The organism is Micromonospora sp. NPDC050695, assembly GCF_040654415.1.
GTDB lineage: Bacteria > Actinomycetota > Actinomycetes > Mycobacteriales > Micromonosporaceae > Micromonospora.
The window spans coordinates 25,122-50,506 of record NZ_JBFAHZ010000010.1; the positions used below are offsets into that span (position 1 = coordinate 25,122).

Here is a 25,385-nt window from a genome sequence, read left to right on the forward strand (position 1 = left end):
GTTGGGGTGGTCGGTTGGGACGTTGGCGATGGTCGAGGGGTGGCGAGAGCGAGGCGGCCGAGGCGGCGGGCGGCCTGCTCCGGGCTGCGGGCGAACAGTTGGGCCCGTGCGAGGCGGAGCAGGTCGAAGAAGCCCAGTGCGGCCGAGGTCTCGGGTGGCACGCCTTGGCGCTGGCGTTCGTAGAGGTCCGCCAGCGGAGTCCGGCTGGCGATCTGGGCGCCCACGACGGCACCGGCGCTGGTGCCGATGATGACCGCCTCCGGCACCACGGTCACCCCCTCGTCGGCGAGCCCGGCGAGAATGCCCACCTCCCAGGCGATGCCGGTCACTCCGCCGCCGCCGAGCACCCAGACGGCTCGTGCGTCGTCCGTCATCGGTCCTCCACCTGAGGCAGTCAACTGCTAACGGTGTTCGCAGTTTCAGGCCAGCAGGGGCGGCGGAGGGTTGACAACGGGTGCTCAGGGCTCGCGGCGCCCGAAGATGATCGCGCCGAGCTTGCTCTCCGGCGAAGTGAGAGTTGTCTCCGACTCGACCCGGAAGCCGCTCTCGCGCAGCCAGGCCGCCACCTGGGCCGGCTGGCGCCGATGCACGCGCACCTTCATCGGGTGGCCGCCGTACCCCTCGGTCTTGAGGGTCGTCTCGTCGCCCACGTGGAAACCGAGCAGCAGCGGGCCGCCGGGACGCACCACCCGCCGGAACTGGGCGAGGACCGCGCGGAGCCGATCGTCGGGGACGTGGATGAGCGAGTACCAGGCGATCAGGCCGGCGACCGAGCCGTCGGCCAGGTCGAGGTCGGTCATCGAGCCCACCTCGAACCTCAGGCCGGGGTGGTCGCGCCGCGCCACCGCGACCATGCCGGGGGAGAGATCGATCCCGAAGGCATTGAGGCCCAGCTCGTGCAGGTGGGCGGTGATGCGGCCCGGCCCGCAGCCCACGTCCACGACCGGACCGCCGCCCCCGGCGCGGACGAGATCGGCGAACAACGCCAGCGCCGCCCGTTCGTACGGTGCCTGCGCCAGCAGGTCGGTCACCAACTGGGCGTAACTGACCGCGACCTTGTCGTACGAGGTGCGGGTGTCGGCCAGCCAGTCGTCAACGTCCACGCCGTAAAGCTAGATCACCCCAAGTGGATGGTGTCCCGCGGCCCCTCAGGCGTAGATGTTCTTCGCGTACTCCGGGCCGTAGTGTCGCTCCAGGTCCTCCAGGCTCTCCACCGGCGCCTCGACCTCCTTGATCAGGCGGGCGCGGGTCGGCAGCGCGTCGGGCTGCCAGGTCTCCGGCTGCCACAGCGCGGAACGGAGGAACGCCTTCGCGCAGTGGTAGAAGATCTGTTCGATCTCCACCACGACGGCGAGCACCGGCCGGTGCCCCTTGACCACCATGTCGTCGAACCAGGGCGCGTCGCGTACGAGCCGGGCTCGCCCGTTGATCCGCAGCGTGTCGGTCCGGCCCGGGATCAGGAAGAGCAGCCCGACGTGCGGGTTGTCGAGGATGTTGCGGTAGCCGTCGGCCCGCTTGTTGCCGGGCCGCTCCGGCAGCGCGATGGTCGTGTCGTCCAGCACCAGCGCGAAGCCGGCCGGGTCGCCCTTGGGGGAGACGTCGCAACTGCCGTCGGCGCCGGCCGTGGCCACCAGGCAGAACGGCGCGGCGGCCAGCCACTGCCGGTCCCGCTCGTGCAGGCGGGGGCGATCCTTGTTGGCGGCCCGCGCGCCCGGCACCCCGAGCAGTTCGCGCAGCTCCTCATGCGAGGTGATCTCCACCGTCACGTTGATCCTCCCTCAGCCGTTGACCCGGTGGCGGGCACCACCGGTTCTCAGCCTAGGCCGCCGTGACCAGGGCGAGGTTTGTGCCTGGTTGCCGGGGGTACGGCCTCACCCGACACGCCCGCCGCACGAACCGTCCGCAGGAGCCAGTCAGCCAGTAAGCCGACCAGTGGAGGCCGGGAGATGGAGAGCCGACTCAAGGTGCTGGGTCACCCAGTCCATCCGATGCTGGTCATGTTCCCGGTCGCGCTGCTGGTCACCGCGGTGCTGTTCGACCTGGTCGACACGGTCGGCGGTCCCGACTTCCTCGCCGAGGTCGCGTACTGGAACATCACCGTCGGTCTGATCGGCGGCCTGCTCGCCGCGGTGGCCGGCTCGTTCGACCTGCTGGCGATACCGACCGGCACCCGCGCCAAGCGGGTCGGTCTGCTGCACGCGGCCGCCAACGTCGCGGTGATCCTGCTCTTCGCCGCCGTCTGGGCGGTCCGGCTCAACGCGGACTCCCGGGCCGCCGGCGGCGCGCTGATCGCCATCGAGCTGGTCGCGGTGGCGATCCTCGGCATCAGCGCCTGGCTCGGCGGCGAGCTGGTCGACCGGCTCGGTGTGGGCGTCGACCGGGATGCCGGCCTGGACGCCCCCAGCTCACTGCGGCCGACCACGGCCACCCGGCGGATCGGAGAGGTGTGATGAGCGAGCAGCAGAGCGGCGGTTTCGGCCGGGGATGGCGGGGCCGCCAGCAGGGCTGGGATCCGATGGGCGAGTTGCAGGCGTTGCGCGCCGAGCTGAGTCGCCTGGTCGGTGGCCGGGCCGGGGCGTCCGACGTCGATCTGAGCGAGACCTCCGACGGCTGGGAGGTCGTCGTCCGGCTGCCCGGTGTGGCACCGGAGGAGGTGGCGGTCGAGCTGGACGACCGGGAGCTGTGCGTGCGGGCCCGCTCCGAGGCCGAGGTCAACGCCGACCAGGGCATCCCGGGCGGCTTCGAGACCCGCGGCTTCGAATATCGGATCGACCTGCCGTCCCGAGTCGACCCGGAGGGCATCGACGCGGTGATGGACCACGGCCTGCTCCGCGTCCGGGTGCCCCGGGCGACGCGGCCCACGCCCCGCACCATCACCGTCGGCCGCACCGGGCCGCGTTCCGGCGGCTCTTTCGGGGGTACGCCGATGCCGGCCGATCCCGCGGCGGACCGGGAGATGCACCGCCCGGACACCGTCGGCGAGATCGACCGGCCGTAGCGGGCCGCGTGGTCACCCCGCCCCTGCTCGGCCCGACGGCCGGGTACGTCCCCGACGTGCGGCGGATTGCCGTGCTGCGCGCGAACGCGCTCGGCGATTTCATCTTCGCGCTGCCGGCGCTCGACGCGCTGCGTGCCGCGTACCCCTCGGCGGAGATCGTGTTGCTCGGTGCGCCGTGGCACGTGAAGCTCTGGCGCGACCGGCCCGGCCCGGTGGACCGGGTGCTGGTGGTGCCACCCGCGCCCGGCATCCGTACGCCCGAATCGGGTGAGCCCGAGTCGTCGATGGACGACTTCCTGGCGGCTGCCACCGGCGAGGGTTTCGACGTGGCGGTGCAGATCCACGGCGGTGGCGCCAACTCGAATCCGCTGGTGAGCCGGCTCGGCGCACGGGTGACCGTCGGCCTGCGCGCCGACGACGCGCCCCCTTTGGACCGGTGTCTGCGCTACGTCTACTACCAGCACGAGGTGATCCGCTACCTGGAGGTGGTGGGCCTGGTGGGTGCACCGGCGACCACCATCGTGCCGGCGTTGGCGGTCACCGACGCCGACCGGGCCGAGGCGGCCCGGGTGCTCGGGCCGGCCGACCGGCCCCGGGTGGCGCTGCATCCGGGTGCCACCGACACCCGCCGCCGTTGGCCGGCCGAGCGTTTCGCCGAGGTGGCCCGTGCGCTGCACGGCGACGGGTACGAGGTGCTGGTGACCGGTACGCCCTCCGAGCAGGAGGTGGTGGACCGGGTCGTCGCTGCGGCGGGGGTGCCGGTCCGGCCGCAGGTGGCCACGCTCAGCCTCGGCGGGCTGGTCGGCTGCTACGCCGACTGCGCGCTGGTCGTCTCCAACGACACCGGCCCGGTGCACCTGGCCGCCGCCGTGGGTACGCCCACGGTGGGCATCTTCTGGGTCGGCAACCTGATCACCACGGCGAATCCGTTGCGGGGCCGGCACCGGCCGATCAGCTCGTGGATGGTGCACTGCCCGGTCTGCGGGGTGGACTGCACGCCGGGCATCTATCCGCACCGGCCCGGCGACGGCGAGTGCCCGCACCGCGACTCGTTCGTCACCGACGTGCCGGTGGTCGAAGTCCTGGAAGCCGCCCGCGAACTGCTCAACCCGTAGGTCAGGCCGGCTGCGGGGTGTCCTCGTCGGCGAGGACGACCTCCCACGCCTCCACGTCCCGGGCGGTGACCGTGGTGGGGGACTCCAGGTGGTACGCGCCGCTGGGCAGGATGCCCGCCCCGCCGTGCCGGGCCAGCACGGCGAGCTGGGCGGCGACGTCCTCGCCCTGGTGGTTCTCCTGCACCCGCCGCCAGAAGTCGAAACCGCCGGAGTCGACGAGCTTCGCCCGGTCGTAGAGCACACACCCACCGATCCAGGAGACCTTGTACGCGCGCCAGGCATCGGGCGGCAGCGCCGCCTGTGCGGTGACGTGCAGCAGGTTGGCCGCCGAGTGGATCCGGGCCCGGTTCCACTCCGGTGTCCCCGGCCGGATCCGCTCCGGGGTGGGCCGGCCGTCCCACTCCTCGTAGTGCCCGTGTGTCTCCGGCCGTACGTCGTCGACGTACGAGAGGCCGTGCACGCCGTTGCCGACGAACCCGCAGCCCAGCTCCTCGATCGCGGTGACCAGCCGGTGCAGCGCCCCCGGCTCCAGCCAGACGTCGTCGTCGAGGCTGAGCACGTACCGGGCGGCCGAGGCGGCGAGCAGGTACGCCCGGTGTTCGGCCAACCCGCGCCGGGGCAGCCGGCGGGTCAGCAGCACCGGGTGACCCCGGTGGCGCAACGCCCGGGCCATGGTCGCCGCGGCCGGGTGCGCGTACGCCGGCTCGGCGTCGGACTGGTCGCTGACCACCACCCCGAAACCGGGCACCCCCTCCTGGGCGGCGAGCCCGGCGAGGGTGACCGCCAGTTCGGCCGGCCGGTTACGGGTCGGGATCAGCACGTCGACCAGCCGTTCGGTACGGAAGCCCGCTGGCGTGTCGAGGTCGAGGGGGCGGTTCACGACGCCCGGGTGCGGGTGCTCAGCGACGGGTCGTTCTCCCGGGCCGGGTCGTTCTCCCGGGTCGGCTCGGTCTCCCGGTCCTGGGTGTGGGACCGGATCCGGTCGATGATCGCCGACGTGGACCGGTCCGGCACGTACCCCAGGGTGCGCACCTGGCCGCCCAGCCGGCGCACCAGCGGCGCCTCCGGCACCAGCTCAGGTGGATAGTCGCCGCCCTTGACGTACACGTCGGGGCGGACGGCCTCGATCAGCGCGGCGGGTGAGTCCTCCTCGAAGACCACCACGTGGTCCACACAGGACAGCGCGGCGAGCAGGGCACCGCGGTCCTCGACCGGGTTGACCGGCCGGTCCGGGCCCTTGAGGCGACGTACGCTGCCGTCCGAGTTGACCGCGACGATGAGCAGGTCGCCCAGGGCGCGGGCCTGTTCCAGGTAGCGGACGTGACCCCGGTGCAGCACGTCGAAACAGCCGTTGGTGAACACCACCGAACGCCCCGCGTCGCGGTGCTCGGCGACGAGCGCCTCCAACTCGTCGGTGCCGACCAGCGACGGGTGCCCGATCGTCTCCGCCGGCAGGTCGAGCGCGGTCAGCAGATCCTCGCGCCGGCACACGCAGGTGCCGGTGTCGGACACCGTGCTGGTGGCCGCCAGTTGGGCGAGCTGGGCGGCGGTGGGCAGCGGGGCGTCGGCGGCCAGGGCCAGCGTCATCGCCGCCAGGTAGGCGTCGCCGGCGCCCACGGCGTGGCTCGCCGGGACCGGGGTGCTGTGGCTGCGCCGCGGCTCCCCGTCGGCGCCGCCGACCACCGCACCCTCGGTGTCCAGGGTCACCGCGACCACGTCCGCCCCGGTGTGCGCGCGCAGCTCGGCCAGGCGTGACTCGGCCAGGACGGCCCGGTCGACACCCGCACCGGCCTCGGTGTTCACGGTGACGCCGGTGCCGGTGACGCTGAGCCCGTCGCCGGTGAGGGCCACCCGGCCCTCGCCGGGCGTGGGTTCACCGACCGGCCCGGGGCGATCGTCGGCGCGGGCCCCGCCCGGGGCGGCGCCGACACTCAGTTCGGACGGACCGTCGGCCGGGTCGATGTCGGGGTGTTCCAGGTGCAGGCCGGTGTCGGCCGTCGGCCGGGTCGCACCGCCGGCGCGGGCCAGCAGCCGGGTCGCCTCGGCGAAGCTGGGGGTGACCACGGTGGGCGCGAGGCCCCGCCAGTCGGCCAGGTCGTGGGCGTCCAGCGCGACCGTGGCGTACCGCTCCCGCTGCTCGACCAGCCAGGCGCGCACCGGCGCGGGCAGCGCGCCGAGACCGTAGTCGCAGACCACCAGGGTCGGCGCCTGCCCACCGGCGGCGGCGCGCAGCTCCTCGGTGGCGCAGTCCAGCGCGGTGAGCAGCCGGGTCACGCCGTCCGGGTCGAGCGCGTCGTCCGCGTCGCCGGAGTCCTCCCGGAGCAGGATCTGGTTACCCGCCAGCATCCGCCGCTTCACCGGCGTGGGCCGGCCCGGCTGGTTGACCGTACGGTCCCAGACGCCGGCCCGGTCCAGACAGTCGTGCAGTTCGTCGCCGGCCACGTCGGCACCGACCGGTGCCACCAGCACCGCCCGACCGCCGAGGGCGGCGACGTTGACCGCGGTGTTCGCGGCCCCACCGGCGGCGGAGATCCGCCGGCGCAGGGTGAGGACCGGGGCGGGCGCCTCCCGGCACAGCCGGTCGGAGTCGGCGAACCGCCACTCGTCCAACATGGCGTCGCCGACGATCAGGACTGGGCGTCCGAGCCAGCTCTCCACGACGGTCGCGAGCCGGCGCTGTTCCGCTGCTGCTCCTGCCATGCCTCCCCGGGTCCCCAGCGGCCCTCGGGACAAACCTGCCCGCTGCTCGGCCCGGAAGCCCCCGCTGGGCTGTTTCGGGCGTTCGAGGTCGGGAAGGGAACTCTGGTACCCCCGGAAAGGAGATGTACCGACATGGCACCGACACTGCAGGGCAAGCGGATCGCCTTCCTGGCCGCCGACGGCGTCGAGGAGGTCGAGTACGTCCAGCCGCGCGAGGCGGTCGAGGACGCCGGCGCGACGGTCGAGCTGGTCTCGCTCAAGCCCGGCTCCATCCAGTCCTTCAACCACCTGGACAAGTCCAGGACGTACGACGTGGACGTCACCGCGGACAAGGCGGACGCGGGCGGCTACGACGCGCTGGTGCTGCCGGGCGGGATGGCGACGACCTCCCCGCCTTCTGCGCCCAGATCACGAAATCCTTCGCAACCTCCTAACCCCACCCCGGTGATCAAGAGGTTTGCGTCATGACACGCCGTGCGGGATGACGCAAACCTCTTGATCAACCCTGCGTGGGCGGTGGGAGGTTTTTTTCGGTTCGGCGCATGTTTCGGGGCTCGCGGGATAGATGGGCACATGACCACCGAAGCCTCCGCAGCGCCGGTGCTGAATCGCCAGCAGATCCGGCTGCTCATGTTCGGCCTGATGACCGGCATGCTGTTGGCCGCACTCGACCAGACCATCGTCGGTACGGCCCTGCCCACCATCGTCGGCGAGCTGGGCGGGATCAACCACTACTCGTGGGTGGTCACCGCGTACCTGCTCGCCTCGACGGCGTCGACGCCGCTGTACGGCAAGATGGCCGACCTGTACGGGCGCCGCCCGGTGTTCCTGTTCTCGATCGGCACGTTCCTGGTCGGGTCGCTGTTGGCGGGGTTGTCGCAGAACATGACCCAGCTGATCGTCACGCGGGGCATCCAGGGCCTCGGTGCCGGTGGTCTGCTGACGTTGGCGTTCACGATCATCTCGGATGTCGTGTCACCTCGGGAGCGTGGCCGCTACCAGGGGCTGTTCGGTGCCGTTTTCGGGATCTCGTCGGTGGCCGGTCCGCTGGTCGGTGGTTACTTCGCGGAGACCGACTGGCGGTGGATCTTCTACATCAACGTGCCGCTGGCGATCCTCGCCATCGTGGTCTGTTACCACGTGATGCGGCTGATCCCGTTCGAGCGCCGTGACCACGCGATCGACTGGCTCGGCGCGGGACTGCTGGTGGCCGGGGTGAGCTGTCTGCTGCTCGCGTTGAGCTGGGGCGGCAACGAGTACCCGTGGGGCTCCGGGGTGATCATCGGCCTCTTGGTGGCGGGTGCCGTGCTGGCCGTCCTGTTCGTGCTCCAGGAGGCCCGGGTCGCCGAACCGATCCTGCCGCTGCGGCTGTTCCGCAGCGCCACGTTCGCGCTCGCCAACTCGGCCGGCTTCGTGCTCGGTCTGGTGATGTTCGGTTCGATCATCTTCATCCCGCTGTACCTGCAGATCGTGAAGGGCGCCTCGCCGACCCGGAGCGGTCTGCTGATGCTGCCGATGATGGCCGGCATCATCGTCACCTCGATCCTGACCGGGCGGGCGATGAGCCGGATCGGGCGGTACAAGTGGTTCCCGGTGGTCGGGTCGGCGACCCTGGTGGTGGGCATGCTGCTGTTCACCCGACTGCAGGTGGGCACGTCGCTCTGGGTGGCGTTCGGCTTCATGGTGGTGATCGGCGTCGGCCTGGGTCTGTGCATGCAGTCGCTGGTCCTCGCGGTGCAGAACGCGGTCTCCGTGCGGGACCTGGGCGCCGGCACGTCCTCGGCGACCTTCTTCCGGTCGCTGGGGGGTTCGTTCGGGGTGGCGATCCTCGGTACGCTGCTGTCGTCGCGGCTCAACTCGCAGTTGGCCGACCGGCTGCCCGGAGCGATCGCCCAGCTGCCCCCGGAGCAGCGGGCAGCGGTCGCCGCCGGCGGCGGCACGAACATCTCCATCAACGACCCGGCGACCATCATGGCGCTGCCCGGTGCCGTCCGGGCCGCCATCCAGGCGTCGTTCGTCGAATCACTGCACCTGGTCTTCCTGACCGCCGGCCTGATCGCCATCGTGGCGGTGCTGGTCACGGTGACGATGCCCAACAGCACGCTGCGGGGCGCGGGGCCGGAGGGCGCCACCGGTGGTGCCGACCCGCTCGGCGGTAAGGCCGCCGCGCCGGGCGGTAAGCCGTTGAACCGCGAGTCCAAGGAAGAGGCCGCCGCGGACATGGAGTCCAAGTCCCAGACGATGATCTGACCGCGTCGACGTCGGCCGCCCCGGACCAGTTCCGAGGCGGCCGGCGTCATCCGGCCACGAGGCGCAGGGGCTGCGAGTGCTGGCTGGTGAGGCGGTCCAGCGCGGCGGAGGTCGCCGCGTCGGCGGGCAGGTGGACGATCAGCCGCTGGTCGTCGTCGGGGAGTTCGAGGATCTCGTACGCCAGCCGGAGCATGCCCGCCTCGGGATGGGCCAGACGGACGATGCCGCTGGCCTTCGGCAGGCTGGGGACCGTGTCGACGCGACGGGTGAACGCGTCGCCCGCGGTGACGGTCAACTCGTCAGCCAGGGCGGCCATCGGCGGATATGCCCGAAACGGCCCCTGCTTGAGGGTGGCGACCTGCTCGTCGGCGACGTGGTCCCAGTCGGGGTACGCGCCCCGTGCCCGGGAGTCGCTGAGGACGAACCGGGCGAGGTTGGGCTGTGTCGCGTCCAGCAACCCGATCGGTCCGACCAGCCGGACGAAGCCGGCGGTGTGGGCGAGGATGTCGCTCAGCTGGTTGAGCAGCACCGCCGGTGTCGGACCGAGACGGTCGAGCAGGGCCTGCACGGTCGGACGTACCGTGCGCTCCGGCGTGGTGTCGCCCCGGCAGTTGAAGCCGGGATCGGCCCCCTTGCTGAGGCGGTACAGGTGAACGCGTTCGGTGCGGGTCAACCGGAGTGCGGTGGCGAGGGCGGCGAGCACCTGCGGAGACGGTCGACGGTCACGGCCCTGTTCGAGTCTCGTGACGTACTCCACGCTCACGTCGGCGAGGGCCGCCACCTCGGAGCGGCGTAGCCCGGTGGTGCGCCGGCGCGACCCGGAGGGCAGCCCCACCTCGGCCGGAGTCACCGCCTCTCGGCGGACGCGCAGGAACAGTCCGAGTTCGTTGTCGCTCACCATCCGAACGTAACAACGCCGGCCATTCCGATGGTGTCCCTGCCACTACCAGCCTCACAGCGGCCTCCCTGGGTGCCGTCGAGCTGACGACGGTTGGGGACGGCGCTCGACAGCGGTCGAGCGCACATCGATGGTCGGCAGGAGCTGAAATCATGAGTCGTACGGTTGTCGTCGTCGGCGGCGGTTACGGGGGCGCGGCGGTCGCCAAGGCGCTCCAGGACGAGGCCGACGTCGTCCTCATCGACCCTCGGGACGCGTTCGTCAACGTGGCGGGATCGCTGCGGGCGCTGACCCGGCCCGACTGGGCCGGCAACATGTTCTTTCCCTTCGACACGCTGCTCACGCGGGGGACGGTGATCCGCGACCGAGCGGTCTCGGTGGATCCCGACGGCGTCACGCTGGCCTCGGGCCGGCGCGTCGCGGCGGACTATCTGGTCCTCGCGACCGGTTCCAGTTACGCCTACCCGGCCAGACTCAACGCCGACTCCGTCGACGAGGCACTCGACGACCTGCGCCAGACCCACAAGGAGCTGGCCAGCGCCGAGCGGGTGCTGATCCTCGGTGCCGGGCCGGTCGGGTTGGAGCTGGCCGGTGAGATCAAGGACGTCTGGCCGGACAAGCACGTCACCATCGTCGATCCGGCCGAGCGGCTGCTGCCCGACTTCAAGTCGGAGATGCGCGACGACCTGCACCGGCAGCTCGATGAGCTGGGCATCCAGGTGCGGCTGGGCACCGGCCTGACCGCACCGCCGACGACCGAGGCCAGTCGGGCCGGGACCTTCACGGCCACCACCACCGGGGGTGAGGAGATCACTGCCGACATCTGGTTCCGTGCCTTCGGCCTGCGTGTCAACAGCGACTACCTCACCGACGGCCGGCTCACCACGCTCACGCCGCAGGGGCAGGTGTCCGTCACCGAGACCCTCAACGTCCACGGGCCCGACGGCATCCTCGGCCACGTCTACGCGATCGGCGACCTCACCGATGTCGCCGAGGACAAGATGGCGGCGTACGCGTTGCGACACGCCGAGGTCGTGGCGCAGAACATCACCGCGCACCTGCGTGGCGAGCAGGTCGCGGCCACCTACCGACCGATGCCCGACCCCATGATCCTGATTCCACTCGGGTCGCGTCGCGGTGTCGGCCAGATGCCCACGCCGGACGGCCCGGCCGTCGTTCCCGCCGCGACGGTTTCCGAGTACAAGGGTGTCGACCTGTTCACCGGGCGCTTCACCGAACAGTTCGGCCCCACGGCTGCCTGAGCAGACCGACCGGCTGACGGCGATTCTGACGCGCCCGTCGTGCGGATCGATGCGCAGGCAGGCCGGCGCGCCGTACCACTACGGTGAAACCGGAGCCGTCCTGGCAGTGTGACTACTCCCCGTTCGTCTGCGTGAACATCTCCGGTCCGGTGCCGGCGGGCGGCTCGGCCGAGCCGCTGGACATCTACCTCGGCCGGCCGGCCGACCCGGCCCTCCGGAGCCGGACCTACTTCAGGATCAGACGGTTGGTCTGCTCGAAGACGTCCAGGTCGGCCAGGGTCTCGGCGACGGAGGCGGAGAGCGGGCTGGGGAACCGGTCGCGGGGGAAGAAGCCCGCGTCGGTGGTCTCGTCGGTGGTCCGGGTCAGTTGTCCGTCCCACTCCTCCACCTTGAACGCCGTGGTGAAGACCTGGTAGGTGTGCCCGTACATGTTGGTGCTGGTCCGGTCCGGCCCGGTGTAGAGGGCGAACGCGCAGACCCGCAGTGCCCGCAGCCCGGTCTCCTCGCGGACCTCGCGCACCGCGCAGTCGGCGATCGACTCGCCCAGTTCCATCGCCCCGGCGGGCATGGCCCACTGGCCGTTGTCGGAGCGTTGGATCAGCAGGGTGCGGCCGGCGTTGTCGCTGACCACGGCGCGGGCACCGACGAACATCAGCGTTCGGTCGCCGGCGAGCGCGCGTAACTGCCCCACGTACGAGTCGGCCCAGGAGATGCTCACCTGCGACAATTTACGGGGGTTCCCAACGTGTGACCGGCGACACTAGCTTGTTACCCATGCGTAGCACGATGATGGACGCCCCTCTGCAGGTCGCCCGGATCCTCGACCATGGCGCCACCGTGCACGGCACGGCCGAGGTGGTCACCTGGACCGGCGCGGAACCCCGGCGGATGACGTACGCCGAGGTGGGCCGGGCCGCCGCCCGGCTGGCACACGCACTGCGGGACGAGTGCGGGGTGACCGGCGACGAGCGGGTCGCCACCTTCATGTGGAACAACAACGAGCACCTGGTCGCCTACTTCGCGGTGCCGAGCATGGGCGCGGTGCTGCACACGCTCAACATCCGGCTCTTCCCCGACCAGGTCGTCTACATCGCCAACCACGCCGAGGACCGGGTGGTGCTGGTCGACAGCACCCTCATCCCGCTGCTGGCCCGGGTGATCGGCGAGCTGACCACGGTGCGGCACGTGGTGGTCGTCGGCGGTGGCGATCCGGCGCCGCTGGTGGCGGCGGCCGGCGACCGGATCACCGTGCACCACTGGGACGCGCTGCTCGCCGACCGTCCCGACGTGTACGACTGGCCCGCGGTGGACGAGCACGACGCGGCGGCGCTCTGCTACACCTCCGGCACCACCGGCCACCCGAAGGGTGTGGCGTACTCGCACCGGTCGATCTACCTGCACTCGTTGCAGGTCTGCATGCCGGAGGGCTTCGGCCTCGAGCCGACCGACCGGGAGTTGGCGATCGTGCCGATGTTCCACGCCATGTCGTGGGGCCTGCCGTACGCGGCGTTCCTCTCCGGCGCGTCGCTGATCATGCCGGACCGTTTCCTCCAGGCCGCGCCGATCGCCGAGATGATCGCCGCCGAGCGACCCACCCTGGCCGGCGCGGTGCCGACGATCTGGACCGACCTGCTGGCCTACCTGGACGGCCACGAGGTGGACACATCGTCGCTCACCGAGGTGATCGTGGGTGGGTCGGCCTGTCCGCCGGCGCTGATGCACGCGTTCGACGAGCGGCACGGGATCGACGTCATCCACGCCTGGGGGATGACCGAGATGTCGCCGTTGGGGTCGGTCTCCCGCCCGCCGGCCGGCGTGAGTGGCGAAGAGGCGTGGCGCTACCGCTACACGCAGGGCCGCGTGCCGGCGGGCGTGCAGGCGCGGATCGTCGGCCCGCTGGGTGAGCCGTTGCCCGCCGACGGCACGGCCGTGGGCGAGTTGGAGGTCCGTGGGCCGTGGGTGACCGCGCGGTACGTCGGTGACGACGTCGGAGACGAGGAAAGGTTCCGCGACGGTTGGCTGCGTACGGGGGATGTGGGCACCCTCTCCCCGGACGGGTACATCACGCTGACCGACCGCGCCAAGGACGTCATCAAGTCCGGCGGTGAGTGGATCTCGTCGGTGGAGTTGGAGAACGCGCTGATGGGCCACCCGGCGGTGTTGGAGGCGTGCGTGGTGGGTGTGCCGGACGAGCGGTGGGACGAGCGGCCCCTGGCGACCGTGGTGGTCCGGGAGGGTGCCTCGGTGACCGCCGAGGAGTTGCGTGACTTCCTGGCCGGTTCGGTGGCCCGCTGGCAGTTGCCCGAGCGGTGGGCGTTCATCGACGCGGTGCCGAAGACCAGCGTCGGCAAGTTCGACAAGAAGGTCGTCCGTTCGCGGTACGCCGAGGGCGAGCTGACTGTCCGGGAGCTGACAGCCCCGTAACGTCTTTCCGGGCACCGTCGCCTGTTGGGTGAGGGATTACTCCTGACGTTCCTCCCCCCAGGGGGCGGCCCCGGCGTTCGCACCGCGCCGGGGCCGCCCGCTTCACGCGGGGCGACCCGCACAGTCATTGTTGCGAAACTTGTTCGCCTCTGTCCTGATGACGGGGAAATCGGGCCTGATGACGGGGAAATCGGGTGCTGAGCGACCCGATCAGGCGTCGCTGGTGCTGATCAGCACCTTGCCCACCGCCGAGTCCTCCACCGCCTGGTGCGCGGCGGCCGTCTCGGCCAGCGGGTAGCGGTGCAGCGGCAGACCGGCGTCCGCCCCGACACGCACCCAACCCTGGTTGGCGGCGGCCGCGACGTCGATCACGCCCTGCGCCTTCGCCGCCTTCGGTTCCGTGTAGACGAGCACGAACTGCCAGCGGGCGTTCACCACGTACAGCGGGCGGATCGGGATCGTCACGTCGGTCCCGCCGTCGTCGGCGTACACGCAGACCGCGCCGCCGTTACGGAGCACCTGCGCGTCCGCCGCCGCGTTCCGCGCCGGAGAGACCTCCACGATCGTGTGGACCCCGTCGGGAGCGATCTTGTGGACCTCCTCGACCACGTCCTCCTCCCGGTAGTTGATCACGTAGGAGGCGCCGGCCGCCGCCGCGAGCTGCGCCTTCTCCGCACTGCTCACCGTGGCGATCACCGTGGCGTCGGCCCAGCGGGCGAGCTGGATCGCCGCGTTGCCGACCGCACCCGCCCCACCCTGCACCAGCACGGTGTGATCGGTCAGCGCACCGGCGCGCAGCGCGTCCGGCATGAACTCACCAGCCGTCAGGCAGCGGTGCGCGGTGAGGAACGGAATGCCCAGGCTGGCCCCCACCTCGAACGACGCGTCGCCCAGCGGCACCGCCTGCCGGACCGGCACCAGCGTGTACTCCGCGCTGGTGCCCCACGGCCGCTGCCAGGCCGCCTCCCAGATCCAGACCCGCTCGCCGATCAGCTCACGGTCGACCCCCTCGCCGACCGCCTCGATCACACCCGCGCCGTCCTGCCCGGGGATCTGCCAGCCGTCCGGTGCGAAGGCCCGGCGCGACTTCCAGTCGGTCGGGTTCACCCCGGAGACCGCCATCCGGATCAACACCTCGCCCGCTCCGGGCTCCGGCACCGGCCGGTCGACCAGCTCCAGCACCGAAGGGTCGCCGGTGCGTTCGTACACGACGGCTTTCATCCGTGATCTCCTCACACGCAGGGCGTCCGGCCGGGCACCGCGGCTGCGGTACCCGGCTCAGCGCGCGTCAACCCAGGTCGTCCACCAGCTGCGGGGTCAGCTCACCGATCGCGCTCAGCGACACCACGGCCAGGCCCGCGGCGTCCGGGTCGAGGGGGTACGACCCGTGCGGCACCGCGACCACCCGCATCCCCGCCGCCGAGGCGGACCGGACCCCGTTCGACGAGTCCTCCACGGCCACGCAGCGGGCCGGGTCGACGCCGAGGCGCCGCGCGACGTCCAGGTAGACGTCGGGCGCCGGCTTGCCGCGCTCGGTCTGCTCGGTGGACAGGGTCGTCACGAACGCGTCGGTCAGGCCGGTGGCGGTCAGCGCCGCCGCGATCAGCCGGGTCGGCGACGAGCTGGCCAACCCCAGCGGCCACCGCGCGGCCAGCCGGCGCACCACGTCGTCGGCGCCGTCGATCAGGGGTACGTGGTCGCGGTAGCGCCGGGTCATCTCCTCGACCACCTCGTCGGCGACCTGCGCGGCGGTGCGGTCCACGCCCAGCTCACCGCTTAGATAGTGCGCCCACTCGCCGGTGCTCATGCCCATCAACCGGCGCTGCGTGTCGGGCTGCCAGGTGCCGCCGTGCGCCGCCACGTACGCCCGCCGGACCTCCTCCCACACCGGTTCGGAATCCACGATCACGCCGTCCAGGTCGAAGACCACCGCATCCACCACGGGCCCCATCCTGCCCGAACCGGAGGCGTCCGGTCAGCCGGGCAGCGCGGGCAGCCCGATCGGGCTGCCCGCCGGGATCAGCGTGTGGCAGGTCCGGGCGATCGGCTCCAGCAGCTCCCGGAGCCGATCGGTGCCGGACGGGCCGAGGGCCTGCCACGGGTGCGCGGCGGCCTGGTCGGTGGCGTCCTCGACCGCCTGGAAGGCGACCCGCCCGTGGTCGGTGGCCGCTCCGTCCGGTGTCAACCAGCCCCGCTGCGACAGCCGCTCGCGGGCGGCGTGCCACTGCTCCTCCGACCAGCCCCGGCCCAGCAGATACTCCGGCGCCGTGCCGTCCAACGCGACCCGCCACGCCAGCGTCTCCACCGGGTCCAGGTCGGCGGCGACCAGCGCCGCCACGTGCCCGTCGCCCCGGTGCTCGCGCAGCGTGGTGGCGGCCTGCCACATCCGGGCGAGGGGGTACTCCCCGGTCGGCAGCGCCGCGTTGACCGCGCCGAGCACCCGGCCAGCCGTCCGCGCCGCCCCGGCGGCCTTCTCCAGCAGGTCGGCGGCCTCCGCCAGGTGCGTCTCCGGCAGCTCGTAGGTCAGCTCGGCGAGGGCCTGCACCGCACCGGTCAGCCGGGCGCGCAGCGCCTCCTGCGGAGTGGCCAGCCGCCAGACCGCCGGCAGCGCCCGGGTCACCATCGGCGGCGCGAAGGTGAAGAAGGTGGCGATCACCGGGGCCGCCTCGGTCGCGCCCAGCGGTGCGGCCCGACCGGCGAAGTAGCCCCGCCAGTAGCCGCGCAGCCCGACCGCCTCGTACGCGGCCCGAGCCCGGGGGTGGAAGTAGGTGACCGCGTGCACCGGCTCGAAGTGCGTCCACATCAACCGAGCGGTCCGCCCGGGCTCGTCCAGCGCCGTCACGTGCACCTCCGGGTCCTGCGTCCGCATGGTCACCCCGGACGGGGGGCCGCCCGGGGTGTCGCCGAACCTACTGCCGGAGGGTGACGGGCCGGAAGCCTCATGTGAACAACTCCATCGCGTCCCGGCGACAACCAGGACGATCCGGGCAGGTCACTGGGCGGCGAGCACGTCCACCACGAAGCGCAGCGGGCCTTCGGGATAACCGCTAGCGGCGGCGTCCTTGCCGTACGCCAACTCGCCCGGAATGTCGAGCTGCACCCGGCTGCCCACGGTCACGCCAACCAGCCCCTGGTCCCAGCCGGGGATGACCTGACCCACACCGATCGGGAAGGAGGCCGGCCGCCCGGCGTTCCAGGAGGAGTCGAACTCCTTGCCGTCCTTGTAGAAGACGCCGACGTAGTTGGTGGTGATGGACTGACCCTTCTTCACCGCCGCGCCGGTCCCCTTGATCACCGGGGTGACGGTGAGCTTCTTCAGCTCACCCGTGCCCGCCTTCACCGCCGGCTTGCTGCCCAGCGCCGGGTCGGCCCCCTCGGGCAGCTGCGGCGCGGGGGGCGCGGTCGGGGCGTCCGGGGCCGGGGCGGAGGCGGACGGGGTCGCGCCGGCCTGGGTCGCGGGCTTGTCCTCCCGGTTCTTGTCGACGATCACGAAGACCGTGATCAGCAGCGCCATCACGGCAACGCCGGCGGCACCGCCGATCCACGCGTTGCGGCGTCGCTTCGCCTCGGCGGCCTTCTGCGCCGCCAGCTGGGCGGCCAGCCGCCGCCCCGCCTTCGTCGCCGGGCTCTGGCCCTCCGACCGGTTCTGCTGCGTGCGCTCGCTCACGTCGTCGACTCCCTGCTGCGAAGGTGTGGCCGGCACGCGGTGCCGGGGGGAAAGCCGACGCACACGGTACCCGCCCGGCGGCCTGCTGTGCCCGCCCCGGATGCAACGGATCGCCGAGTGACGCTGTCCGCGACGGTTATTCCGGGACGACCATGAAGTCGGTCACGAACGAGGTGACCCGGCCGTCGGCCGTCCGCCCGATCCAGGTGCCGTAGCAGCCGTCGCCCCACCCGGTGGACACGGTGACGACGTTCGCGCCGGTGGCCTCGTCCAGCACCACCGTGATCAGCCCCGGAACGGGCGAGGCGGGCGTCTCGGCCGGGATGAACACCTCTTCCACCCGGTCGTACTCCCACGCCTCCAGGGCGGTGAGCGCCGTCGGATCGGCCAGGGTGCCCGCGCCGGCGTCCACCCCGTACCCGAAGTAGTCGTCGGCGCCGAGCGCGGCGACGTCCTGGTCGCCGACGACGGCCGGCTCCCAGCGGACCGTCGGCTCGTCGGAGACGACCAGTTCCAGCGCGGCGACCCGCCGGTCCACCTCGGCGTCCTCCCGGAGCACCGCGGCCACCCAGGCCCGGGCGGGATGCCGCCCCGGGGGCACGGTGACCGTGAACGGTTCGGCCTCCGGCCGCACCAGCGGATCACACCCCACCACCTGGCCGGTCGGCAGCACGATGTCGCCCACCGGGTGGACCTCGATGAGGTACGCGCCGTGCTGATCCGTGAAGCGGGCACCGGGCGTCAACAACCGGCCCAGGTCAGGGGTGTACGGCATGAGGGCTCCTCCGGTGGCCACTGGCCGGCGGAGCGTACCCGGTCCGGCGGACACCGTCGGTGCCGCGTACGGTCAGGCGCTCTTGCGGGGTGCGGTCTTGCGGGCGGCCGTCTTCTTCGCCGGCTCCGTCTTCTTCGCGGCCGTCTTCTTCGCCGGCTCGGCCTTCTTCGCGGCCGTCTTCTTCTCGGTCGTCTTCTTCGCCGCGGTCTTCTTCGCGGGTGCCTTGGCCGTCTTCTTCTCGGCCGCCTTCTGCGCCGAGCGGGCCGACGAGATGGGCGTCGGTTCGCCGCCCCCGCCGCCGCCGGCGGGCTGCTCGCCGCGGGCCGCCCGGGCCCGGTCCACCGACGCCTTCAGTGCGGCCATCAGATCCACCGCCGCGGCCGGGGCCTCCTCGACCTCCTCCGGCTGGACGACCTCCCGACCCTCCACCTTGGCGTCGATGACCTCCTGCAACGCGGCCCGGTAGTCGTCGGTGAAGACGTCCGGCTCGAACTCGCCGGTCATCGAGTCGATCAGCGAGCTGGCCATGGCCAGCTCGGGTGGGCGCACCTTGAGGTCCTCGTCGAGGAACCCGAAATCGGGGGTACGGATCTCGTCGGGCCAGAGCATGGTGTTGAGCAGCAGCACGCCCTCGCGTACTCGCAGCGTGGCGAGCTGCTCGCGTTGGCGCAGGGCCACCTTGACGATGGCGACCCGCTCCGAGTCGATCAGCGCGTCGCGCAGCAGCACGTACGGCTTGGTTGCGGTGCCCTCCGGCTCCAGGAAGTACGCCTTGTTGTAGAGGATCGGGTCGACCTGCTCGGCCGGCACGAACTCCAGCACGTCGATCGCACGGGAGCTGGTCAGCGGCAGATCGGCGAAGTCCTCGTCGGTGAGGATCACCATCTCACCGCCGCCGATGTCGTAGCCCTTGGCGATGTCGTCGTAGGTGACCTCCTCGCCGCAGACCGAGCAGGTGCGCTTGTAGCGGATCCGGCCGCCGTCCTCACGGTGCACCTGGTGGAACCGGATGTCCTTCTCCTCGGTCGCGGAGTAGAGCTTCACCCCGATCGAGACGAGCCCGAACGACACGGCTCCTTTCCAGATGGCACGCATCCTGCGCTCCCTTCCCCGGTATCGACCATGCTCGCATCCGAAAGAACATGACGCGAGGTGTTCGGCCTGCTACTACAGTCGGGTCGTGTCCGGCGCGCCGCTCAAGCCGATGCTCGCGATGACCGGGCCGCTCCCGGCCGGTGCCGGCTGGGCGTACGAGTTCAAGTGGGACGGGGTCCGCGCGCTCGCCGACATCTCCGGCGGCGGCCAGCACCTGTACGCCCGCTCCGGCGTGGAGATCACCGCCGCGTACCCCGAGCTGGCCACGCTCAACGAGCAGGTCGACGACGCGCTGCTCGACGGCGAGGTGGTGCTGCTCGGGGAGGGTGGGCAGCCGTCGTTCACGGCCCTGGCGGAGCGGATGCACGTGCGGGACCGCAACAAGGCGGCCCGGCTGGCGGCGGTCATGCCGGTGACGTACATGATCTTCGACCTGCTGCGGTTCAACGGCGACGACCTGACCGGCTGGCCGTATGAGCGCCGCCGCGCGGCCCTGGACGCCCTCGCTCTCGGCGGTGTCCGGTGGGCGGTGCCCCCGGTCTTCTCGGACGGCCCGGCCACCTACGAGGCGGCCGGCGAACACGGCCTGGAGGGGGTGATGGCCAAGCGGGTCGGTGCCGTCTACCGCCCGGGGGTGCGCTCGCCGGACTGGGTAAAGGTCAAGTTGGAGGTGACCGGAGACTTCGTCATCGGCGGCTGGCGGCCGGGCGCGCGCCGGATCGGCGGGCTGTTGGTCGGGGTTCCCGGCCCGGACGGCCGGCTGATCTACCGGGGTCGGGTCGGCGGCGGAATCGGCGCGGCCATCGAACGGGCGCTCCTCACCGAGCTGGAACCGCTGCGCTCCGGCGTGTCACCGTTCGCGTCGGGCGTGCCGCGCGAGGATGCCCGGGGCGCCATCTGGGTAGCACCCCGGGTGGTGGTGGAGGTGAAGTACGGCCAACGCACCCCGGACGGCCGGCTGCGCTTCCCCCGGGTGCTGCGGCTGCGTCCGGACAAGCCGCCGGAGGAGGTCGACGATGCCGGCTGAACGGCTGCGGGTGGACGTCGAGGGCCGCCCCCTGGAGCTGTCCAACCTGGACAAGGTGCTCTATCCGGCGGCCGGCTTCACCAAGGGTGAGGTGATCGACTACTACACCCGGATCTCCCCGGTGCTGCTGCCGCACCTGCGGGACCGGCCGGTGACCCGGATCCGCTTCCCCAACGGGGTGGACGACAAGTCGTTCTTCGAGAAGAACACGCCGGCCGCGACCCCGGACTGGGTGCGGGTGGAAAATCTGCCCGCCCCCGGCTCGACGAAGGGCCGGGAGACGATCGACTACGTGGTCGCCGACGATCTGCCCACCCTGGTCTGGCTGGCCAACCTGGCCGCGTTGGAGCTGCACACACCCCAGTGGAAGGTGGGCGAGCACCCGGACATGATGGTCGTCGACCTGGACCCGGGCCCGCCGGCCGGGCTCGCCGAGTGTTGCCCGGTGGCCGTCCTGATGCGCGACCGCCTCGCCGACGACGGCATCGATTCGTACCCGAAGACCTCCGGCAAGAAGGGCATGCAGCTCTGCTGCCCGATCGCCGGCACCCAACCGTCCGATCTCGTCTCCGACTACGCCCGGCGGATCGCCCAGGAGTTGGAGAATGCGCACCCGAAGCTGATCGTGTCGAAGATGGCGAAGAAGCTGCGCCCCGGCAAGGTCTTCATCGACTGGAGCCAGAACAACGCGGCGAAGACCACCGTGGCGCCCTATTCGCTGCGGGCCCAGGCGGTGCCGTCGGTGTCCACGCCGCTGACCTGGGACGAGGTCGAGGCCGGCGCCCACGGCCGCAGGCCAGCCGTCCGCCAGTTCACCGCCGCCGAGGTCCTGGACCGGGTCGACGAGTACGGCGACCTGCTCGCCCCGCTGCTCGACGGCGGCCCGGAGTTGCCGGCGCGCTGACGGCCGCCCGGCCCGACGTCCACGCCGAGATCTCGGCGACCGTCGGCGTCGCCGGGTCCTCGCCGGCCGGATGGTTCGCAAAGACCGGGTACGTGGCGACCCGATCGAAGGCGAGCGGCTTACCGGGGTGGTGGTGTGCGCCCGCCGACGCGGGGGTGGCCCCGGTCAGGCTGGCGGCAGCGACACCGGCCGCGGTGAGCGCGGTGAATGCTCTTCTGAGTGTCAAGGACTTCCTCCGTTAGGTCGTACCCGGACGGAGGCTGACAGCCGTTGGGGAGCATCAGCTTGCGGCGACGTGAACAGCGGGCGAAGCACGCAGCCGCCACCAGGCACCCACGACCAGGGCGAGCGTGATGACGGAGACCGCGACGTCGCCGGCGAGGGCCGCCGCCGGGCTCGCCGGGGAGTACGGCGGCACCAGGTACGCGAACGCGGCGGCGCTGACCACGCTCGCCGAGGCGGCCGCGAGCACGTGCCGCTGCCCCCAGTTCACGCCCGACGACCAGTGCCCGACCAGGCCACCGACGGCAGCCGCGAGCCCCAGGGCGATGGCCACTCCCGCCCAGCCGGGCGTGAGGTCGGTGAAGAGGTGGGCCAGGACGACCAGCAGACCCACCCACAGCGGATGCGGCACCCGGCGCGTGCGACGTGGTGCCCTCCGCCCTGCACCACCGACCGTGCGGCCCGGGCGTCGCCAGTGCGGCAGGAGGGCCGTCGTGACGAGTGCCAGGACCACCAGCGCGGCGACGGTCAGTTGGAGCGGGCTGGACAGGAAGTTCTTCCGGCCCTCGGGTGACGAGAAGACAAAGAGGCTGCCGAGCAGGTAGACCACCCCGACCACGACGAGCCCGGGGCGCGCCAGCCACGGCCGAAGCCGGCGCTCCGGTCCGAGGAACGACTCGACGAACGCGATCGGCGCGCAGATGGTCAGCAGGATGTGGTTGCCCACGTAGTCGAACGCCTGCCGCAGACTGAACCCGAGCCCCGGCACCAGCGACGCCTCGGCCGCCGCCCGGGTGTCCGCGTACTGCGTGTCGTCGAGGTAGCCGGGGTTGAACAGCGACTGGTCGACCAGGCCGGCCTGGAGCACACCGAACGCGGCGGCGAGCAGCACGATCGTCGGCCAGCCCGCACCGAGGCGGCGGGCGGTCTCCCGGATCAGGATCGCCGCCCCGCCGTACATCGGACCCAGGACGATCAGCACCGGGAGGAAGTCGTCGATGGCGAATCCACCCCACGAGCACTCGGCCGCCCATGGCGCGAGCAGCAGCAACGCGATCACCGGCAGGAGCCGCCGGCGCAGTGGCAGCCGGCCGGCGCCCACCGCACGGTCGGCGGAAGGTCGATCGGCGGTGACGGGGTCGGGTTCGGTCGGCATCGGCACTCCTCGGCGGCGTCTCGGGGGTCACCCGCACCGTGCGCGGGCCACCCGGTCACCCGATACGGCCATCGGCCGACGACCGGTGCGACCAAAGTCGTTGAGTAGGGTGGTGCCGACGTCGACCCGGGGAGCGTGGAGATGCGGCAGACCGTCACGGCCGACCTGGGTGGCCAACCCGTCGAGACTGAGCGCCCGCTGCTCAGCTACCGCGACGAGGCGACCGGGGAGCGCGTCGACCTGACCGCACAGCAGGTCGGTGCGTGGGCGGCGCGCAGCGCCAGCCTGCTGCGGGACGGCTGCGGGCTCGGCCCCGGCAGCCGCGTAGCGGTGCTGCTGCCTCCGCACTGGCGTACCGCCGTGGTGTTGTTGGGCGCGTGGGCCTCGGGCCTGGCGGTGTCGTTCCGGCCGCGCGCCACCGCGGGCCTGGCGGTGCTCGAACCGGGCGGCGACCGGCCGTTCGACGCAGTGTTCGTGACCCCCGAGCGGCAGGACGACTGGCTGGAGGACGTGCCGGACGCGACGCACCGCTACCTCGTCGGCACCGGCCCGGGGCGGCTGGCCGACGTGCCGTTGGGCTGGCTCGACTGGTCCGCCGAGGTGCTCCGCCACGGTGAGGCCACGCCCGACCACACCGCCATCCGCCCGTCGGACCCGGCCACCGCGGACGGCACCACCTACGGGCAGTGGGGTGCGCTCGCCCAGGAGTTCGCCGCGATGCTCAACCTGCGCGCCGGCGACCGGCTGCTGGTCGACGCCGCCGAGCACGAGCAGCCGCTGAAGTGGTTGCTCGCGCCGCTCTCCGCGGGCGCGTCCGTGGTCATCAGCGCCAACCTCCACCCGGCGCGGCGGGACGCGATCGTCGCTGCCGAACACGTGACCCGGGTGCTCTGACGCACGCCGGACGGCTCCACCACGTTGATCAAGAGGTTTGCGTCGCCGGAATGCTGATCGGTGACGCAAACCTCTTGATCATTTCCGAGAGGGCGCGTAGCGCTGGTGGTTGTGCCAGGGCGCGCCGTGAGCAGGGCGCGGTGTGGTCGGGCGGCAGGGCACACCGGTCGCCTCGGCGACGGTGTTGTCGAAGCATGACCCGACCCGGCCCATCGACTGGCGTACCTTCCAACGGGCGCAGGCCCGGGCGAAGTCGGCTGGTCAATCCCCTGGGATCGTGGAGGACTCAACCCGCTCAAGAATTCGAATGCCCTCTGATGAACCCGCTGCCCCTCAGGCCCGTTGTGTAAGTGTGCCACTTGACTGTGGCGCGCTCCATACCGATTGATTTACCTGGAAGGGGTCGGCGACACGTGAACTCCACGCACGATCAGCTCGTTGCATTTCAGGCAGCATCCCTCTGGTCGAGTGGCGAGCATGCGTATCAGACCGGAAAGTTGCAGTTGGCTGTTGATCTGGCGCATAACTGGGCAGTATTCGTGTCTGATAACCAAGTTGATATTTCTGAGGCACGCGCGCAGTGGGCGTCGGTACCCAATGCCGGTCAGCCCACGTGGGAGTCTGTGGCTTTTCACGCCTATGACATGCTGGTATTAGTTCATGCATATCAGCAAGGACTAGGCGAGAATCCTTATAAAGGACGATCCGCTTCGAATCCGGTTAGCAGATACGCTGCAGGACGGGGTGGTGGCCCCCGGGGCCGGGGGGCGGGGTCCGGGGGCGACGTGAAACCATCCGCGAGCAATTACGCGGCAAACCCAGGACCGTCGATTGGCCGGGGAATTTAAGAGCGACCGGCAATAGGCGTCACCTGAGTCGGGGAGCGTGCCGGTGGGTCGGTGATGATGACATCGGCGGGTGCGGTCCTTCTGCTGGGTCATGTGGTCTTCGCAAACACCATGATCACCAACGGGCCGTACCCGTCCTACATGGACCCACCCTCGATCGGTCCCGCATCAAAACCCCAGCTCAAACACTCTTCAACCGGCTACGCAACAGCCTTGGCCGCTGCGGTCCCGGGCCGGTGGCGTCTCTTCACCCGTCCGGTGGAGCCGACGCGTTCCACCATCTCTCACGTTGTGCCCGCTCTTACTCTTCGCCGAAGGCAGGTGTGGGCGGCGGAGGGCGATGGTGGTGTCGAGGCGTACACGTCGGATGGTGGTGTCGGCCGTGGCCGGCGGGCTCTTCGCCCTCGGCGTGGTCGCGCCCGGCCCGTCCGCCGCGCCGCTGCCCCGCGCGGCCCGGGTGGACGGCGACGTGGCCCCCGTGCCGCGGGAGCCGCGCCCTCCACTGCTGCCCGCCGATTTCCAGGGCACCGGCCGGTACATCGTGCGGGACCTCGGCATTGACGTGCCGTTCACCTGGCAGGGCCGGGACGGCAACAGCCAGATGACCGCCGGCGGGCCGGAGCACCCGATCTGGTTCACCAACCTGATCTACGAGAACACGCTCTACACGCTCACCTACAAGTGGCCGAACATCCCGCTGTTCCCGCCGCGCGCGTGCAGCAAGGTTCCGGGATTCTTCAACCGCCAGATCTTCAACGACAAGCTGAAGACCGCCCGCTACGTCGGGCCGGAGATCCTGCAGGGGCAGCAGGACCGGCACGTCGACCACTGGCGGGTGGGCGTGGTCGGTGGCTCGACCGTGCCGGGGGAGTTCTTCCGGTTTCCGCTCGCGCTCGGCGACATCTACGTCGACCAGCGCGACTCGACTCGCTGGTGGCAGGTGTTGCAGTTCGGCCTGCAGAACCTCTTCGACCCGGAACTCGACGAATGGTTCACCCTGGACACCTTCGACCACCGCCCCGGCGAGGTGACCCTCCCCGACCGCTGCCCACCCCCCACGTCCTGACCGGCCGCCGACCCTGTTGATCAAGAGGTTTGCGTCGTCGATCGGCCTCCCGATGACGCAAACCTCTTGATCACCCCTGCGGGT

General features: G+C 71.5%; 24 protein-coding genes and 1 pseudogene. 11 read left to right on the forward strand and 14 right to left on the reverse strand.

All coding sequences use genetic code 11. From position 1 onward, the window contains the following. Positions 1 to 146: 146 nt before the first annotated feature. The 3 genes and pseudogenes from AB0H52_RS10170 to AB0H52_RS10180 all read right to left on the reverse strand — a co-directional run. Positions 147 to 374, reverse strand: a pseudogene (locus AB0H52_RS10170) (patatin-like phospholipase family protein); the annotation flags it as partial. A gap of 84 nt (positions 375 to 458) precedes the next feature. Continuing rightward, complete coding sequence (locus AB0H52_RS10175; RefSeq protein ID WP_151489320.1) at positions 459 to 1,103, reverse strand: class I SAM-dependent methyltransferase; 645 nt, start codon at positions 1,101 to 1,103, stop codon at positions 459 to 461. 45 nt (positions 1,104 to 1,148) lie between these two features. After that, positions 1,149 to 1,766 carry a pyridoxamine 5'-phosphate oxidase family protein gene (locus AB0H52_RS10180; protein WP_151489319.1) on the reverse strand — a complete coding sequence of 206 codons (618 nt, stop codon included), beginning with the start codon at positions 1,764 to 1,766 and terminating at the stop codon, positions 1,149 to 1,151. A gap of 180 nt (positions 1,767 to 1,946) precedes the next feature. On the opposite strand from AB0H52_RS10180, the gene AB0H52_RS10185 reads away from it, so the two are divergent. From AB0H52_RS10185 to AB0H52_RS10195, 3 genes are read left to right on the forward strand one after another with little or no spacing between them, the layout of a single operon-like run. Further along, a complete protein-coding gene (locus AB0H52_RS10185; RefSeq protein ID WP_151489318.1) occupies positions 1,947 to 2,450 on the forward strand; it encodes a DUF2231 domain-containing protein in 504 nt (167 codons plus the stop codon). Then, a complete protein-coding gene (locus AB0H52_RS10190) occupies positions 2,450 to 2,998 on the forward strand; it encodes an Hsp20/alpha crystallin family protein (RefSeq protein WP_151489317.1) in 549 nt (182 codons plus the stop codon). Before AB0H52_RS10185 ends, AB0H52_RS10190 begins: the two co-directional genes overlap by 1 nt. Positions 2,999 to 3,006: 8 nt before the next feature. Then, positions 3,007 to 4,113: a glycosyltransferase family 9 protein gene (locus AB0H52_RS10195; protein WP_151489316.1), complete on the forward strand. Its 1,107-nt coding sequence runs from the start codon at positions 3,007 to 3,009 to the stop codon at positions 4,111 to 4,113. Position 4,114: 1 nt separating this feature from the next. Here AB0H52_RS10195 and AB0H52_RS10200 read toward each other — a convergent pair whose 3' ends face one another. Then, complete coding sequence (locus AB0H52_RS10200; protein WP_151489315.1) at positions 4,115 to 4,993, reverse strand: glycosyltransferase; 879 nt, start codon at positions 4,991 to 4,993, stop codon at positions 4,115 to 4,117. After that, entirely contained in the window at positions 4,990 to 6,813 is a 1,824-nt protein-coding gene (rfaE2, locus tag AB0H52_RS10205) for a D-glycero-beta-D-manno-heptose 1-phosphate adenylyltransferase (protein WP_357946472.1), read from the reverse strand. The genes AB0H52_RS10200 and rfaE2 overlap by 4 nt, the downstream gene beginning before the upstream one ends. A 132-nt stretch (positions 6,814 to 6,945) precedes the next feature. Between rfaE2 and AB0H52_RS10210 the strand changes: the two genes are divergently transcribed. Both AB0H52_RS10210 and AB0H52_RS10215 read left to right on the forward strand, forming a co-directional pair. Then, entirely contained in the window at positions 6,946 to 7,281 is a 336-nt protein-coding gene (locus tag AB0H52_RS10210; protein WP_357946475.1) for a DJ-1/PfpI family protein, read from the forward strand. Between the two features lie 105 nt (positions 7,282 to 7,386). Next, positions 7,387 to 9,063: an MDR family MFS transporter gene (locus AB0H52_RS10215; protein WP_151489314.1), complete on the forward strand. Its 1,677-nt coding sequence runs from the start codon at positions 7,387 to 7,389 to the stop codon at positions 9,061 to 9,063. Positions 9,064 to 9,109: 46 nt separating this feature from the next. On the opposite strand, the gene AB0H52_RS10220 is transcribed toward AB0H52_RS10215, so the two are convergent. Beyond that, positions 9,110 to 9,964 carry a helix-turn-helix transcriptional regulator gene (locus tag AB0H52_RS10220; RefSeq protein ID WP_225854311.1) on the reverse strand — a complete coding sequence of 285 codons (855 nt, stop codon included), beginning with the start codon at positions 9,962 to 9,964 and terminating at the stop codon, positions 9,110 to 9,112. Between the two features lie 149 nt (positions 9,965 to 10,113). Here AB0H52_RS10220 and AB0H52_RS10225 point away from each other — a divergent pair, with 149 nt between their 5' ends. Then, a complete protein-coding gene (locus AB0H52_RS10225) occupies positions 10,114 to 11,223 on the forward strand; it encodes an FAD-dependent oxidoreductase (RefSeq protein WP_151489312.1) in 1,110 nt (369 codons plus the stop codon). Between the two features lie 226 nt (positions 11,224 to 11,449). Here AB0H52_RS10225 and AB0H52_RS10230 read toward each other — a convergent pair whose 3' ends face one another. Then, entirely contained in the window at positions 11,450 to 11,941 is a 492-nt protein-coding gene (locus tag AB0H52_RS10230) for an NUDIX domain-containing protein (protein WP_151489311.1), read from the reverse strand. A gap of 71 nt (positions 11,942 to 12,012) precedes the next feature. On the opposite strand from AB0H52_RS10230, the gene AB0H52_RS10235 reads away from it, so the two are divergent. Next, positions 12,013 to 13,647, forward strand: a complete 1,635-nt coding sequence (locus AB0H52_RS10235; RefSeq protein WP_357946647.1) for a fatty acid--CoA ligase — start codon at positions 12,013 to 12,015, stop codon at positions 13,645 to 13,647. Between the two features lie 210 nt (positions 13,648 to 13,857). On the opposite strand, the gene AB0H52_RS10240 is transcribed toward AB0H52_RS10235, so the two are convergent. From AB0H52_RS10240 to AB0H52_RS10265, 6 genes are all read right to left on the reverse strand, one after another. Beyond that, the gene (locus AB0H52_RS10240) at positions 13,858 to 14,868 is read right to left on the reverse strand and encodes an NADPH:quinone reductase (RefSeq protein WP_151489309.1); all 1,011 of its coding nucleotides are present in this window, start codon (positions 14,866 to 14,868) and stop codon (positions 13,858 to 13,860) included. 67 nt (positions 14,869 to 14,935) lie between these two features. Then, entirely contained in the window at positions 14,936 to 15,589 is a 654-nt protein-coding gene (locus tag AB0H52_RS10245) for an HAD family phosphatase (protein WP_151489308.1), read from the reverse strand. 33 nt (positions 15,590 to 15,622) lie between these two features. Beyond that, positions 15,623 to 16,450: a hypothetical protein gene (locus tag AB0H52_RS10250; protein ID WP_151489326.1), complete on the reverse strand. Its 828-nt coding sequence runs from the start codon at positions 16,448 to 16,450 to the stop codon at positions 15,623 to 15,625. Between the two features lie 189 nt (positions 16,451 to 16,639). Further along, positions 16,640 to 17,350: an FKBP-type peptidyl-prolyl cis-trans isomerase gene (locus AB0H52_RS10255; RefSeq protein WP_151489307.1), complete on the reverse strand. Its 711-nt coding sequence runs from the start codon at positions 17,348 to 17,350 to the stop codon at positions 16,640 to 16,642. Positions 17,351 to 17,450: 100 nt separating this feature from the next. Further along, positions 17,451 to 18,089, reverse strand: a complete 639-nt coding sequence (locus tag AB0H52_RS10260; RefSeq protein WP_151489306.1) for a DUF4241 domain-containing protein — start codon at positions 18,087 to 18,089, stop codon at positions 17,451 to 17,453. Positions 18,090 to 18,161: 72 nt separating this feature from the next. After that, the gene (locus tag AB0H52_RS10265) at positions 18,162 to 19,184 is read right to left on the reverse strand and encodes a Ku protein (protein WP_278124981.1); all 1,023 of its coding nucleotides are present in this window, start codon (positions 19,182 to 19,184) and stop codon (positions 18,162 to 18,164) included. An 85-nt stretch (positions 19,185 to 19,269) separates the two neighbouring features. Here AB0H52_RS10265 and ligD (AB0H52_RS10270) point away from each other — a divergent pair, with 85 nt between their 5' ends. After that, positions 19,270 to 20,211: a non-homologous end-joining DNA ligase gene (ligD, locus tag AB0H52_RS10270; RefSeq protein WP_151489304.1), complete on the forward strand. Its 942-nt coding sequence runs from the start codon at positions 19,270 to 19,272 to the stop codon at positions 20,209 to 20,211. Beyond that, positions 20,201 to 21,115 carry a non-homologous end-joining DNA ligase gene (gene ligD / locus AB0H52_RS10275; protein ID WP_151489303.1) on the forward strand — a complete coding sequence of 305 codons (915 nt, stop codon included), beginning with the start codon at positions 20,201 to 20,203 and terminating at the stop codon, positions 21,113 to 21,115. The genes ligD (AB0H52_RS10270) and ligD (AB0H52_RS10275) overlap by 11 nt, the downstream gene beginning before the upstream one ends. A 280-nt stretch (positions 21,116 to 21,395) precedes the next feature. Here ligD (AB0H52_RS10275) and AB0H52_RS10280 read toward each other — a convergent pair whose 3' ends face one another. Next, positions 21,396 to 22,493: a hypothetical protein gene (locus AB0H52_RS10280; protein ID WP_192580209.1), complete on the reverse strand. Its 1,098-nt coding sequence runs from the start codon at positions 22,491 to 22,493 to the stop codon at positions 21,396 to 21,398. A gap of 141 nt (positions 22,494 to 22,634) precedes the next feature. On the opposite strand from AB0H52_RS10280, the gene AB0H52_RS10285 reads away from it, so the two are divergent. Next, positions 22,635 to 23,387, forward strand: a complete 753-nt coding sequence (locus AB0H52_RS10285) for a TIGR03089 family protein (RefSeq protein ID WP_151489302.1) — start codon at positions 22,635 to 22,637, stop codon at positions 23,385 to 23,387. A 1,194-nt stretch (positions 23,388 to 24,581) separates the two neighbouring features. Then, the gene (locus tag AB0H52_RS10290) at positions 24,582 to 25,301 is read left to right on the forward strand and encodes a hypothetical protein (RefSeq protein ID WP_357946485.1); all 720 of its coding nucleotides are present in this window, start codon (positions 24,582 to 24,584) and stop codon (positions 25,299 to 25,301) included. Positions 25,302 to 25,385 lie beyond the last annotated feature (84 nt).

Excerpts from the sequence above, each read along its gene's own strand:
- AB0H52_RS10210 (WP_357946475.1), top strand. The coding sequence starts at position 6,946 with ATGGCACCGACACTGCAGGGCAAGCGGATCGCCTTCCTGGCCGCCGAC.
- AB0H52_RS10250 (WP_151489326.1), bottom strand. The coding sequence starts at position 16,450 with ATGTGGACGCACTTCGAGCCGGTGCACGCGGTCACCTACTTCCACCCC.
- AB0H52_RS10280 (WP_192580209.1), bottom strand. The coding sequence starts at position 22,493 with ATGCCGACCGAACCCGACCCCGTCACCGCCGATCGACCTTCCGCCGAC.
- AB0H52_RS10265 (WP_278124981.1), bottom strand. The coding sequence starts at position 19,184 with ATGCGTGCCATCTGGAAAGGAGCCGTGTCGTTCGGGCTCGTCTCGATC.
- AB0H52_RS10185 (WP_151489318.1), top strand. The coding sequence starts at position 1,947 with ATGGAGAGCCGACTCAAGGTGCTGGGTCACCCAGTCCATCCGATGCTG.
- AB0H52_RS10235 (WP_357946647.1), top strand. The coding sequence starts at position 12,013 with ATGGACGCCCCTCTGCAGGTCGCCCGGATCCTCGACCATGGCGCCACC.
- AB0H52_RS10215 (WP_151489314.1), top strand. The coding sequence starts at position 7,387 with ATGACCACCGAAGCCTCCGCAGCGCCGGTGCTGAATCGCCAGCAGATC.
- ligD (WP_151489303.1), top strand. The coding sequence starts at position 20,201 with ATGCCGGCTGAACGGCTGCGGGTGGACGTCGAGGGCCGCCCCCTGGAG.
- AB0H52_RS10190 (WP_151489317.1), top strand. The coding sequence starts at position 2,450 with ATGAGCGAGCAGCAGAGCGGCGGTTTCGGCCGGGGATGGCGGGGCCGC.
- AB0H52_RS10260 (WP_151489306.1), bottom strand. The coding sequence starts at position 18,089 with ATGCCGTACACCCCTGACCTGGGCCGGTTGTTGACGCCCGGTGCCCGC.
- AB0H52_RS10225 (WP_151489312.1), top strand. The coding sequence starts at position 10,114 with ATGAGTCGTACGGTTGTCGTCGTCGGCGGCGGTTACGGGGGCGCGGCG.
- AB0H52_RS10285 (WP_151489302.1), top strand. The coding sequence starts at position 22,635 with ATGCGGCAGACCGTCACGGCCGACCTGGGTGGCCAACCCGTCGAGACT.
- AB0H52_RS10240 (WP_151489309.1), bottom strand. The coding sequence starts at position 14,868 with ATGAAAGCCGTCGTGTACGAACGCACCGGCGACCCTTCGGTGCTGGAG.
- AB0H52_RS10220 (WP_225854311.1), bottom strand. The coding sequence starts at position 9,964 with ATGGTGAGCGACAACGAACTCGGACTGTTCCTGCGCGTCCGCCGAGAG.
- rfaE2 (WP_357946472.1), bottom strand. The coding sequence starts at position 6,813 with ATGGCAGGAGCAGCAGCGGAACAGCGCCGGCTCGCGACCGTCGTGGAG.